This window comes from Enterobacter cloacae complex sp. IR5422, from assembly GCF_049238165.1.
GTDB lineage: Bacteria > Pseudomonadota > Gammaproteobacteria > Enterobacterales > Enterobacteriaceae > Enterobacter > Enterobacter roggenkampii.
In genome coordinates, this window is sequence record NZ_JBMKHT010000003.1 from 110,429 (window position 1) to 123,501 (window position 13,073).

A 13,073-nucleotide genomic window follows, 5' to 3' on the forward strand; every position below is an offset into this window, starting at 1 on the left:
CCCCTTATGGCTGCTGCCAGAGAATGACAGCGGCCGTTACCAACAAGTTGACGAGCGTCAGCGGCAGGCACACTTTCCAGCCGAAGGACATTACCTGGTCATAACGCGGACGCGGTAACGCTGCGCGAATCAAAATGAACATCATCATGAAGAACGCGGTTTTCAGCGCGAACCAGATGAACGGCGGTAAGAACGGGCCATGCCAGCCACCGAAGAACAGCGTTACCATCAACGCGGAAATGGTGACGATACCGATGTACTCGCCCACGAAGAACAGACCGAATTTCATACCGGAATATTCGATGTGGTAACCGTCGGCCAGTTCCTGTTCGGCTTCTGGCTGGTCAAACGGGTGACGGTGACACACCGCCACGCCCGCGATAGCAAAGGTAATAAACCCAAAGAACTGCGGAATCACGTTCCAGATCTCGGCCTGGTTGTTGACGATGTCGGTCATGTTAAATGAACCGGCCTGCGCCACCACGCCCATCAGGGAGAGACCCAGGAACACTTCGTAGCTCAGCGTCTGCGCGGACGCACGCATCGCACCCAGCAGCGAGTATTTGTTGTTACTGGACCAGCCTGCGAACAGGACCGCGTAAACCGCGAGACCTGCCATCATCAGGAAGAACAGAATGCCGATGTTCAGGTCAGCGACCACCCAGGTCGGGCTGACCGGAACGATAGCAAACGCCAGCAGCAGCGAGGTGAAGGCGATCATCGGTGCCAGAGTAAAGATCACGCGATCCGAGAAGCGCGGGATCCAGTCCTCTTTAAAGAACATCTTGATCATGTCCGCGACCAGCTGGAGTGAACCACCCCAGCCCACGCGGTTCGGTCCGTAACGGTTCTGGAACAGACCGAGCAGACGACGTTCACCAAAGCTCATGAACGCGCCGCAGGTGACCACCACCAGCAGGATAACAATCGCTTTCAGAATGCTCAGCAGGATGTCGATAAGATCCGGCGTTAACCAACTCATGCTTTTGCCTCCTGCAGATTATCAAGACGCGCACCCGCCAGAACCGGCGCGATGCCAGGCATACCCATCGGCAGACCGACCTGCCCTGCTGTCAGACTTTCAGAAATAATCAGCGGCAGGCTGATGGTCTGGCCGTCATAGCTAAAGGCGATGTTCGCGCCCGCGTTAACGCCAAGCTTCGCGGCGTCCGCCGGGTTGAGCTTGATGTACGGCTGCGGCATGCGGGTCTGGAAGACCGGTGAACGCTGGGACAGCTCGTCGCTACCGAACAGGTGGTAGTACGGGGCAATACGCCAGCTACCGTCCTGCGCCTGGAAGCTCGCCGGTACGGTGGTGAAGAAGTCCAGACCGGTTTCGGAGGCTTCAATCAGACGCACGCCCGGATCGCCGTGGCGCAGGGAGCCGCCCACTTCAGCCTGGAACTTGTTCCATGCCTGCGGGGAGTTCCAGCCCGGTGCCCATGCGAACGGGATTTGCGAACGCGGCGCAGACGGCTGGTTGTTCCCTTCCATAGAGAAGGCGAACATGGTGTCTTTATCCTGCGGCTGGCGCGGTTCGTGCACGCTGATGTTGGCGCGCATTGCGGTACGGCCGCTGTAACGGTGCGGTTCACGCGCCAGTTTCTGGCCGCGAATGCGGAAGCTCGCTTCAGGCGCGGCATCTTTAATGCCTGCCAGCTGAGGCAGTTTTTCCACCACCGCGTCGATAACGTGGTCGAGCTGCGTCCAGTCCACTTCACGGCTCTGCACGGTGCTGTGCAGGGAGTGCAGCCAGCGCCAGCTTTCCAGCATCACGGTGTTGCTGTCGTAGTAAGACGGGTCATAAACCTGGAAGAAACGCTGTGCGCGGCCTTCGTTGTTGATAACGGTACCGTCGCTTTCTGCGAAGCTTGCCGCAGAGAGCACCAGGTGCGCTTTGTCCATAATCGCGGTGCGCTGATGGTCAATCACCATCACCAGCGGCGCTTTGGAGAGCGCGGCGTCTACGCGAGCGGCAGAAGCATGACGATGCAGGTCGTTTTCCAGCACCACCACGGCGTCAGCGGAACCGGATTCCAGTTCGCTCAACGCGGCTTCCAGCGAGCCGCCGCCGATCATGCCCAGACCAATGCTGTTCACCGCACGGGCAATCATGGTCACGCCAACGTCAGCACCGCGGCCTTTCAGAGCTTTGGCCACGTTGGCTGCTGCCTGAATGATCTCTGCGCTACCGGCGTTGGTACCGGAAATAATCAGCGGTTTCTTCGCACCGGCCAGGGCCTGAACAATCACGTCAACCTTGTTTTGCAGGTCGCGATCCAGCTCAACGGCCGGTGAGTTGTTGTCCAGCGCGTGGGCAATGGCAAAGCCAAGACGCGCCTGATCTTCAACCGGTGCGCAGTAGGTCCACGCCGCAATATCGTCCAGACGGGTATTGTCGACGTTGGTCACAAACAGAGGATGCTTCGCGCGCTGGCCGATGTTCAGGATTGCCGCAATCTGCCAGTCAGCCACTTTCTGCGCCGCTGCCATTTCACGTGCTTTCCCCTTCACCGCCTGACGAACCGCCAGAGCCGCGCGGGCGCCGGTCTGCGTCAGATCTTCGCCCAGCACCAGAACCGCATCATACGATTCGATTTCGCGCAGCGCAGGGGTATGAATACCGCCTTCGCGCAGCACTTTCAGTACCAGCTGCAGACGTTCCTGCTCGCCCTGAGCGATACCGGTGTAGAAGTTTTCCGCCCCGACCAGCTCGCGCAGCGCGAAGTTGCTTTCGATGCTGGCGCGCGGGGAACCGATACCGATCACTTTCTTCGACTGACGCAGAATATCTGCCGCACCCTGCATCGCCTGTTCAGCGTTCAGGGTGATGAAGTCGTCGCCACGGCGCTGAACCGGCTGACGCGGACGGTCTTTCAGGTTCACATAGCCATAGCCGAAACGACCGCGGTCGCACAGGAAGTAATGGTTTACGGTACCGTTGTAACGGTTTTCGATACGACGCAGTTCGCCGTAGCGCTCACCCGGGCTGGTGTTACAGCCCAGCGAACACTGCTGGCAGATGCTTGGCGCAAACTGCATGTCCCACTTACGGTTGTAACGCTCGGAGTGGGTTTTATCGGTGAATACGCCGGTCGGACAGATTTCCACCAGGTTACCGGAGAATTCGCTCTCAAGCGTACCGTCTTCCGGACGACCGAAGTAGACGTTGTCATGTGCGCCATACACGCCCAGATCCTGACCGTCTGCGTAATCTTTGTAGTAACGCACGCAGCGGTAGCAGGCGATGCAGCGGTTCATTTCGTGAGAGATGAACGGCCCCAGGTCCTGGTTACGGTGAGTACGCTTGGTAAAGCGATAGCGACGGAAGCTGTGACCGGTCATCACGGTCATATCCTGAAGGTGGCAGTTACCGCCCTCTTCACAGACCGGGCAGTCGTGCGGGTGGTTGGTCATCAACCATTCCACAACGCTTTCACGGAACTGTTTCGCTTCTTCGTCATCAATCGAAATAAAGGTGCCTTCGGTGGCTGGCGTCATACAGGACATCACCAGGCGACCACGCGTGTCTTCCGCGTTTTGATATTGCTTCACCGCACACTGGCGGCAAGCACCGACGCTGCCCAGCGCCGGATGCCAGCAAAAGTACGGAATATCGAGGCCAAGAGACAGACAAGCTTCCAGCAGGTTGTCCGCCCCGTTGACTTCGTATTCTTTGCCGTCTACATGAATCGTAGCCATTAGCATGCTTCCAGTTGGCTCGGTCGAAACCGAGCGTTAATCAAAATTCTTGTCGTTACCAGCGCGCTTTAAGCAGGTTCGGCTGAATCCCATTAATCGCATGGGTATTGCTGAACGGCTGCTTGATGCCTGCTTCGAACTCGTCGCGGAAATATTTGATCGCGCTCTGCAGAGGTTCGACGGCACCCGGTGCGTGGGCACAGAAGGTTTTACCCGGGCCTAAGAATCGACACAGTTGCTCAAGCGTTTCGATATCGCCAGGCTGGCCTTCGCCACGTTCGATTGCACGCAGGATCTTCACGCTCCACGGCAGACCGTCACGGCACGGTGTACACCAGCCGCAGGACTCACGGGCGAAGAACTCTTCCAGGTTACGCACCAGCGAGACCATGCCGATCTCATGGTCGACGGCCATCGCCAGCGCCGTACCCAGACGGCTGCCTGCTTTACCAATGCTTTCGAATTCCATCGGCAGGTCAAGGTGGGCTTCGGTCAGGAAGTCTGTCCCTGCCCCACCCGGCTGCCAGGCTTTGAATTTCAGGCCATCGCGCATGCCGCCGGCGTAGTCTTCAAGAATTTCGCGTGCGGTGGTACCGAACGGCAGTTCCCAGACGCCAGGATTTTTTACGCGGCCGGAGAAGCCCATCAGCTTGGTACCGGCATCTTTGCTTGAGGAGATGCCCTGATACCACTCCACGCCGTTCGCGAGGATAGCCGGAACGTTGCACAGGGTCTCGACGTTGTTGACGCAGGTCGGTTTACCCCACACGCCGGAGCTTGCCGGGAACGGTGGCTTGGAACGCGGGTTCGCACGGCGACCTTCCAGGGAGTTAATCAGCGCGGTCTCTTCACCGCAGATGTAACGCCCGGCACCGGTGTGCACGAACAGTTCGAAGTCAAACCCGGTGCCGAGAATGTTTTTGCCCAGCAGTCCCGCTTCGGTGGCTTCGGCAATCGCGCGACGCAGGTTTTCTGCCGCTTCGATGTACTCACCGCGCAGGAAGATGTAGCCACGGTACGCTTTCAGCGCGAACGCGGAGATCAGCATGCCTTCCACCAGCAGGTGCGGCAGCTGCTCCATCAGCAGGCGGTCTTTATAGGTACCCGGCTCCATTTCATCGGCGTTACACAGCAGGTAACGGATGTTCATGGATTCGTCTTTTGGCATCAGGCTCCACTTCAGACCGGTGGAGAAGCCCGCACCACCGCGGCCTTTCAGGCCAGACTCTTTTACCGCGTTAACGATGTCGTCCGGCGCCATGCCGCCAAGGGCTTTACGCGCACCGGCATAGCCGTTTTTGCTCTGATATTCGTCGAGCCATACCGGCTGTTTGTCATCACGCAGACGCCAGGTCAGTGGATGCGTCTCAGCAGTACGAATTACAGTTTTCATTTGTACTGCTCCAGCAGGTCAGGAATCGCTTCCGGCGTCAGATGGCTGTGAGTGTCCTCATCAATCATCATGGTCGGCCCCTTGTCGCAGTTACCCAGGCAGCAGGTTGGCAGCAGAGTAAAGCGCCCATCGAACGTGGTCTGGCCCGGCTTGATATTGAGCTTCTTCTCAATCGCAGCCTGAATGCCCTGATAACCGGTGATGTGGCAGACCACGCTGTCACAGTAGCGGATCACATGGCGGCCTACCGGCTGACGGAAGATCTGGCTGTAGAACGTGGCTACGCCTTCTACGTCACTTGCCGGAATACCCAGCACTTTCGCGATCGCATAGATCGCCCCGTCCGGCACCCAACCACGCTGTTTCTGTACGATTTTCAGCGCTTCAATGGACGCCGCACGCGGGTCTTCGTAGTGGTGCATCTCGTGCTCAATGGCGGCACGTTCTGCTTCACTCAGCTCAAAAGCCTCGGTTTGTGGTTGTTGATTCTCGTGCATAATTAGCGGTCCACATCTGACATAACAAAATCGATACTACCCAGATACACAATCAGGTCGGAGACCAGACTGCCGCGGATGGCGGACGGGATCTGCTGCAGGTGCGCAAAGCTCGGCGTACGCACGCGAGTACGGTAGCTCATGGTGCTGCCGTCACTGGTCAGGTAGTAACTGTTAATACCCTTGGTCGCTTCAATCATCTGGAAGGATTCTTGCGCCGGCATGACCGGACCCCAGGAAACCTGCAGGAAGTGGGTGATCAGGGTTTCGATATGTTGCAGCGTGCGCTCTTTCGGTGGCGGCGTGGTCAGCGGGTGATCCGCCTTGAACGGGCCTTCCGGCATGTTGTTGAGGCACTGCTCAAGGATGCGCAGACTCTGGCGCAGCTCTTCCACTTTCAGCATCACGCGGGTGTAGCAGTCGGAAACGCCGCCGCCCACCGGGACTTCAAAGTCGAAGTTCTCGTAGCCAGAGTAAGGACGGGCTTTACGCACGTCGAAATCAATACCGGTCGCGCGCAGGCCAGCACCTGTTGTCCCCCACTCCAGCGCTTCTTTCGCGCCGTAGGCAGCAACGCCCTGGGAACGGCCTTTCAGAATGGTGTTACGCAGCGCGGCTTTCTCGTAAGAGGCCAGTCGTTTCGGCATCCAGTCGAGGAATTCACGCAGCAGACGGTCCCAGCCGCGCGGCAGATCGTGTGCCACACCGCCGATACGGAACCAGGCCGGGTGCATACGGAAACCGGTAATGGCTTCTACCAGATCGTAGATTTTCTGACGATCGGTAAAGGCGAAGAAGACCGGGGTCATTGCGCCGACGTCCTGAATGAACGTGGAGATGTACAGCAGGTGGCTGTTGATACGGAACAGTTCTGACAGCATGACGCGAATCACGTTAACGCGATCCGGCACGGTAATGCCTGCCAGTTTCTCAACGGCCAGCACGTATGGCATTTCGTTGACGCAGCCGCCGAGGTACTCGATACGGTCAGTATACGGAATGTAGCTGTGCCAGGACTGACGCTCGCCCATCTTCTCAGCACCACGGTGGTGGTAGCCGATGTCTGGCACGCAGTCGACAATCTCTTCGCCGTCGAGCTGAAGAATAATACGGAAAGCACCGTGCGCAGACGGGTGGTTCGGACCGAGGTTGAGGAACATGAAGTCCTCGTTGTCGGTACCGCGCTTCATGCCCCAGTCTTCCGGTTTGAAGGTCAGCGCCTCCATCTCCAGATCCTGCTTGGCTTTGGTCAGCTCAAACGGATCGAATTCGGTAGCACGTGCCGGGTAGTCTTTACGCAGCGGGTGGCCGGTCCAGGTCTGCGGCATCATGATGCGCGTCAGGTGTGGATGGCCGTCGAAGGTCATCCCGAACATTTCCCATGTCTCACGCTCGTACCAGTTGGCGTTCGGGAAAAGTTTGGTGATCGTCGGCAAATGCATGTCGTTTTCAGACAATGCCACCTTGAGCATGATATCCGTATTACGGTCTATTGAGATCAGGTGGTAGAAAACGGAAAAATCCGCAGCAGGGAGACCCTGGCGGTGCGTTCTGAGACGTTCATCCATGCCGTGTAAGTCAAACAGCATGACGTATGGTTTTGGCAATTTCTTGAGGAAATCGACAACTTCCAGCAATTGTTCACGCTTCACCCAAACAACGGGTACCCCGGTGCGGGTAGCCTGAACAGTAAAGGCATCCGGCCCAAAACGGTTGCGCAGTTCGCCAATGACTGGGTCATCCAGATGATCCCGGGTCTGCCAGGCGGCTTCTTGCGCGGTTAAGTCGGTCATATTGTTCACCATTGCAAATGGTCCGTGGTGACTGTTGAGCCTGGCTTCGCGCTATTTGAGTAGTGATATGCGAAGGTGTTCTCCAGGCCTACAGGCGCAAATTAAATTTCGTCAGGCGTACGCAGATTGGTGACGGCAATACGTTCACCACGTTTACGCTCGCGCTCAGACTGCATGTTCGCGCGATACACACCCTGATCGCCAACGACCCACGACAGTGGGCGACGTTCTTTACCGATGGACTCCTGCAGCAGCATCAGCGCCTGCATGTAGGCTTCCGGACGAGGCGGACAACCCGGGATGTACACATCCACTGGGATAAATTTATCTACGCCCTGTACGACGGAATAGATGTCGTACATACCGCCAGAGTTAGCACATGCGCCCATGGAGATAACCCATTTTGGCTCCAGCATCTGGTCATAAAGACGCTGAATAACAGGTGCCATCTTGGTAAAGCAGGTACCGGCCACCACCATCAGGTCAGCCTGACGTGGGGAAGCACGCAGTACCTCTGCCCCAAAACGCGCAACGTCATGCACCGCAGTGAATGACGTCACCATTTCAACGTAGCAGCAAGAAAGGCCAAAGTTGTAAGGCCAGATGGAGTTCTTACGACCCCAGTTGACCATATCGTGCATGGCATGTTCGAGTTTGCCCATGTACACGCTTTTATTGACTTCTTGCTCCAGGGGGTCGGTTACGATCTCCTGTTTTTGCAGGGGGTAACGGTCATTCTCACCGTTAGGATCTATGCGGGTGAGCGTATAATCCATCTTATTGCCTCGCTGTTACTGCTGACGATTAGAGATACTGTTTTCCGGGTTGATGTGTTCACGACGTGAACGCGCAGGCGTCCAGTCAAGCGCGCCAATACGCACCAGATAAACCAGACCGGCCAGTAACACTAAAATGAAAATTGCGGCCTCGACAAAGCCCACCCAACCACTTTCGCGAATGGAGGTAGACCACGCGAAGAGGTAAAGCGCTTCCACGTCGAAGATGACGAAGAACATGGCTACCAGGTAGAACTTGGCAGACAGGCGTAAGCGAGCGGTACCTACTGAATCAATACCTGATTCGAAAGGTGTGTTTTTGTGCCTTGCACGGGCGCGACCGCCCAGGAACCAGCCGCCGACTAACATCAGGCAGCACAGGCCAATGGCTACAATAAGAAAGATTGCGAATGCCCAGTGATGAGCGATGACTTCTGTGGATGTTGACATACTCATTGCTTACTCATCAAAAGTGATACCAACGACACTGCTCTTGCTGGCAGATGGGCATCACATCGATTCATGGGGAGGAACAAATAACCTTACACTAACTGTCAGAAATGAGACGTAGACAGCAAAATGATGGGGTTTTTTACTCCTTTCTATAACCTATTGTCAACTTTAACAAAGGTTTCTTCACATTAAATTACATCGAGCGATTCTCATTAACATTTGGTGCCCTTTAACCCTGGTGGGTACATGACTTTCCGTCAAATGTATGTTGTTGAATCGTGTCCGTTTCGGAAGTAAAAAAAATAACCCTCCTATTTTGACAGGATTTGCCAACGATTCCTCCCCCCAAATAGGAGTATTTTCTTGATCTGCGACACGCTTTTGTTAATTCAACCTGGAAAACGGCAACATATTTCCTGTTTTTTTAACATAGGGGGGATATGGATGAAGTTAGAACGGAAAACGGATGAGTTTTAATCAAAAGCATTTAGCTTATTGATAAATAGAGGGTATCCCGGAAATCCACGCGGCATACGCGGGTATTATTGCTAAAAAAAAGCCACTGCATGTGAAAATCACACGAGTGGCTTTTTTTTACACTTACATTTTGTTACCAGAATTTTGAGCGGGCGATCACTCAAAATCCCCCTCAACGATCAGGGAATTATCCCCCCCTTCGGAGGTAACGCGCTCGAACTGCCACGGGTTATGGTAGTTTTCCATCGCCTCGAACACCACCTTTGCCAGCTCGTTATGGCTGGACGAATTGTGGCAGAGCAGATATTCCGTATCCGGCAGCGCAGGCAGGCCATCAGATTTTCCCAGAACGCGCAGATCGGGGCTCATCATTTCTACCGGGCGGGCGGTGACACCCAGACCGGCTTTCACGGCGGCACGCACCGCTGGCAGCGTCGACGCCACATACGCCAGACGCCACGGAATATTGGCCTCATTCAGCGCCGTCAGCACCATATCGCGGAACGGGCTCGGGTCATCCAGTAACACCAGCGGCACCGGCTCGCCTTTTTGCAGCACGTATTCGGCCGCGCAATACCAGTGCGTAGGTGATGTACGCAGCGTCAGGCAATCAAACTGCCCGGGACGATGCGTGGTGACCACCAGGTCGACTTTATTCTCATTTAACATCTCAACCATAAAAGCATTACGCTTTACGCTAACGTCCAGCGCAAGCTTCGGATAAACCGAACTGATGCGATTGAGAAGAAACGGCAATATAGTATCCGCCGACTCATCAGATGCACCTAACGTTAGCACGCCCTGAAGGTTGCTAAACATTAATGACATACATGCTTCATCATTAAAGCGAAGAATTTTCCTGGCATAACCCAGAAGCTGAATACCGTGTTCCGTTAAGAGCTTATTACGCCCGTGACGGGCAAATAGCTCTTTACCAACCAGTTGCTCCAGCCGCTGCATTTGCTGGCTGACGGCGGACTGAGTTCGGCAAACGGCGGCAGCAGCTGCTGCAAAAGTGTTGAGATCGGCGACCGCAACAAACGTTCTCAGCAGATCGAGGTCGAGATTCATTATCGGACGATTTGCATTTATCATATCTATTCACTTTCAGGTTGCTCGTGCGGAGCTGCCCGGGTTGAAGCTGTGTGTGTACAGTTAAGCAATTCCCTCTGAAGATTTTCCCTCGCATCCCGGCCCGGCAGACTGCCTGACAGATAGTTATTGTGCTGCTTTATATCAACAGTCAGAAAGCACGTTTCATGACGTTATTTTTATTCTCTTAAACGTTCAGGATATTTAGATGTTCGCAGGTTTATGTAAATTACATTAAAGGTATAACACCTTTTCTGCCATCTGTATCGCAGCGCTGTCAACGTAGCAGGAGATGTGCGACACATTCCAGCCAGAGATAACTCTAACAATAACAATCAATTAATTCAGAAAACCAGTGTCAGATATACAAAAAACGTGCATCTGTCCTCTGCTTTCCTTGAAGACATCTTAACCCAAATCCACTTTATTTATAAGTCTTATTGCAATATTAAGGATTAAAGAAGAATGTTAAGCTTCTAAACTAATTTTATTAAAATTAACTAAAGTTGCATTTTATAGGTTAATAATAAATAAATTTTAATTTAGATTAAGACTATTCATTAATGGCACTTAACATTAATTTCACATGAGTAACTTTTATCCACAGTATGCTATTACAGAAACAGGCATCAAGCATTCAGGTTTTACGAAAAGTCACTCAGGGTGATTGCCACCTCTGTCCAGCTTACCACTTATTTTTAACAGCACATTATACAGTATTTTGGCAAATGGATAGCACATTTAACCTAACCTCTCGCTAAGCGCGCAACTTTAAGACAGTGAAAAAGCGTACGCGCAGCGAAAAAGATTCATCAATAATTTTCTCCGGGCACAAAATCTTCTCCTGCACACCCTTCAAAACGAAGCGAGGGGGGAGTACATTATTCCGTGCTGACTTCCACGGCAGGGAGCGGCAATAATAGCGAAAAGGTTAAAGGTTCATGTCCCCTATCGAAAAATCCAGCAAGCTAGATAACGTCTGTTATGACATCCGCGGCCCGGTTCTGAAAGAGGCAAAACGCCTTGAAGAAGAAGGCAACAAGGTACTGAAACTCAACATTGGTAACCCTGCGCCATTTGGTTTTGAAGCGCCGGATGAAATTCTGGTTGATGTGATCCGCAACCTTCCGACTGCACAAGGCTATTGCGATTCAAAAGGACTTTACTCCGCACGTAAAGCCATTATGCAGCACTACCAGGCACGCGGTATGCGTGATGTTACCGTTGAAGATATCTATATCGGCAACGGCGTCTCCGAACTGATTGTGCAGGCAATGCAGGCCCTGCTGAACAGCGGGGACGAAATGCTGGTACCCGCGCCGGACTATCCGCTGTGGACGGCTGCCGTATCACTGTCCAGCGGTAAAGCAGTGCATTATCTGTGCGACGAATCCTCTGACTGGTTCCCGGACCTGGATGATATACGCGCAAAAATTACGCCCCGCACGCGCGGTATCGTCATTATTAACCCCAACAACCCGACGGGCGCGGTTTACTCAAAAGAGCTGCTGATGGAGATCGTCGAGCTGGCCCGCCAGCACAACCTGATCATCTTTGCAGACGAAATTTACGACAAGATCCTTTACGACGCGGCGCAGCACCATTCCATCGCCGCGCTGGCCCCGGACCTGCTGACCGTCACCTTTAACGGCCTGTCCAAAACCTACCGCGTGGCCGGTTTCCGCCAGGGCTGGATGGTGTTAAACGGTCCTAAAAAACACGCCAAAGGCTATATTGAAGGGCTGGAGATGCTGGCCTCCATGCGTTTATGCGCCAACGTGCCGGCGCAGCACGCGATCCAGACCGCGCTCGGCGGCTATCAGAGCATTAGCGAGTTTATCGTGCCCGGTGGACGCCTGTACGAACAGCGTAACCGCGCGTGGGAGCTGATCAACGATATCCCGGGCGTCTCCTGCGTGAAGCCGAACGGGGCGCTCTATATGTTCCCGAAAATTGACGCAAAGCGCTTCAATATCCACGACGACCAGAAAATGGTGCTCGATTTCCTGCTGCAGGAAAAAGTGCTGCTGGTCCAGGGCACGGCGTTTAACTGGCCGTGGCCGGATCACGTGCGTATCGTGACGCTGCCGCGCGAAGATGACCTGGAAATGGCCATCAGCCGTTTCGGCCGCTTCCTCTCAGGATACCATCAGTAACGTTGCCTTTCTGCCGGGTGGCGCTGCGCTTACCCGGCCTACAAAATCCGCAAATTTGCATCTTGCCTCCCCTCCCCGCACAATGAACGCCTGTCGCAGTGAAGACAAAAGGTAACCTATGAGTCAGAGTCATTTCTTTGCCCACCTCTCCCGCCTGAAACTCATCAACCGCTGGCCGCTGATGCGCAATGTCCGTACGGAAAATGTGTCAGAGCACAGTCTGCAGGTTGCGATGGTCGCTCACGCGCTGGCCGCGATTAAAAATCGCAAATTCAACGGTCAGGTTAATGCGGAACGCATTGCCCTGCTGGCGATGTACCACGATGCGTCAGAAGTGCTGACCGGCGACCTGCCTACGCCGGTGAAATATTTCAATTCGCAGATTGCGCAGGAATATAAGGCCATTGAGAAAATTGCCCAGCAGAAGCTGATTGAGATGGTGCCCGAAGAGCTTCGTGATATTTTCGAGCCGCTTATCAACGAGCATCAGTACACGGAAGAGGAGAAGTCGCTGGTCAAACAGGCCGACGCGCTGTGTGCCTATCTGAAGTGTCTCGAAGAGTTGTCCGCAGGGAATAACGAATTCTTGCTGGCGAAAACGCGCCTGGAAAAAACGCTGGAATCCCGCCGCAGCGAAGAGATGGATTACTTTATGCAGGTGTTTGTACCGAGCTTCCATTTATCGCTGGATGAGATCAGCCAGGACTCTCCCCTCTGATTTTCGCCCAGCGGCG

General features: G+C 54.3%; 10 protein-coding genes. 2 read left to right on the forward strand and 8 right to left on the reverse strand.

The features are described 5' to 3' along the window. Positions 1–4: 4 nt before the first annotated feature. The 8 genes from nuoH to lrhA form a co-directional block, all read right to left on the reverse strand. Positions 5–982, reverse strand: coding sequence for an NADH-quinone oxidoreductase subunit NuoH (gene nuoH / locus ACOTXT_RS02840; protein WP_055321570.1), 978 nt, complete (start codon positions 980–982; stop codon positions 5–7). Beyond that, entirely contained in the window at positions 979–3,702 is a 2,724-nt protein-coding gene (gene nuoG, locus ACOTXT_RS02845) for an NADH-quinone oxidoreductase subunit NuoG (RefSeq protein WP_055321571.1), read from the reverse strand. The genes nuoH and nuoG overlap by 4 nt, the downstream gene beginning before the upstream one ends. Before the next feature lie 55 nt (positions 3,703–3,757). Further along, positions 3,758–5,095 carry an NADH-quinone oxidoreductase subunit NuoF gene (gene nuoF, locus ACOTXT_RS02850; protein WP_008500209.1) on the reverse strand — a complete coding sequence of 446 codons (1,338 nt, stop codon included), beginning with the start codon at positions 5,093–5,095 and terminating at the stop codon, positions 3,758–3,760. Beyond that, complete coding sequence (nuoE, locus tag ACOTXT_RS02855) at positions 5,092–5,592, reverse strand: NADH-quinone oxidoreductase subunit NuoE (RefSeq protein ID WP_008500208.1); 501 nt, start codon at positions 5,590–5,592, stop codon at positions 5,092–5,094. The genes nuoF and nuoE overlap by 4 nt, the downstream gene beginning before the upstream one ends. A 2-nt stretch (positions 5,593–5,594) precedes the next feature. After that, positions 5,595–7,397, reverse strand: a complete 1,803-nt coding sequence (nuoC, locus tag ACOTXT_RS02860; RefSeq protein ID WP_008500207.1) for an NADH-quinone oxidoreductase subunit C/D — start codon at positions 7,395–7,397, stop codon at positions 5,595–5,597. Between the two features lie 89 nt (positions 7,398–7,486). Then, a complete protein-coding gene (nuoB, locus tag ACOTXT_RS02865) occupies positions 7,487–8,161 on the reverse strand; it encodes an NADH-quinone oxidoreductase subunit NuoB (RefSeq protein ID WP_003861482.1) in 675 nt (224 codons plus the stop codon). 15 nt (positions 8,162–8,176) lie between these two features. Next, complete coding sequence (gene nuoA, locus ACOTXT_RS02870; RefSeq protein WP_006176516.1) at positions 8,177–8,617, reverse strand: NADH-quinone oxidoreductase subunit NuoA; 441 nt, start codon at positions 8,615–8,617, stop codon at positions 8,177–8,179. A 630-nt stretch (positions 8,618–9,247) separates the two neighbouring features. Beyond that, positions 9,248–10,186, reverse strand: a complete 939-nt coding sequence (gene lrhA, locus ACOTXT_RS02875; protein WP_055321572.1) for a transcriptional regulator LrhA — start codon at positions 10,184–10,186, stop codon at positions 9,248–9,250. A gap of 938 nt (positions 10,187–11,124) precedes the next feature. Between lrhA and alaA the strand changes: the two genes are divergently transcribed. Continuing rightward, complete coding sequence (gene alaA / locus ACOTXT_RS02880) at positions 11,125–12,339, forward strand: alanine transaminase AlaA (RefSeq protein WP_008500204.1); 1,215 nt, start codon at positions 11,125–11,127, stop codon at positions 12,337–12,339. Between the two features lie 118 nt (positions 12,340–12,457). After that, a complete protein-coding gene (gene yfbR / locus ACOTXT_RS02885) occupies positions 12,458–13,057 on the forward strand; it encodes a 5'-deoxynucleotidase (RefSeq protein ID WP_023344588.1) in 600 nt (199 codons plus the stop codon). Positions 13,058–13,073: the final 16 nt, after the last annotated feature.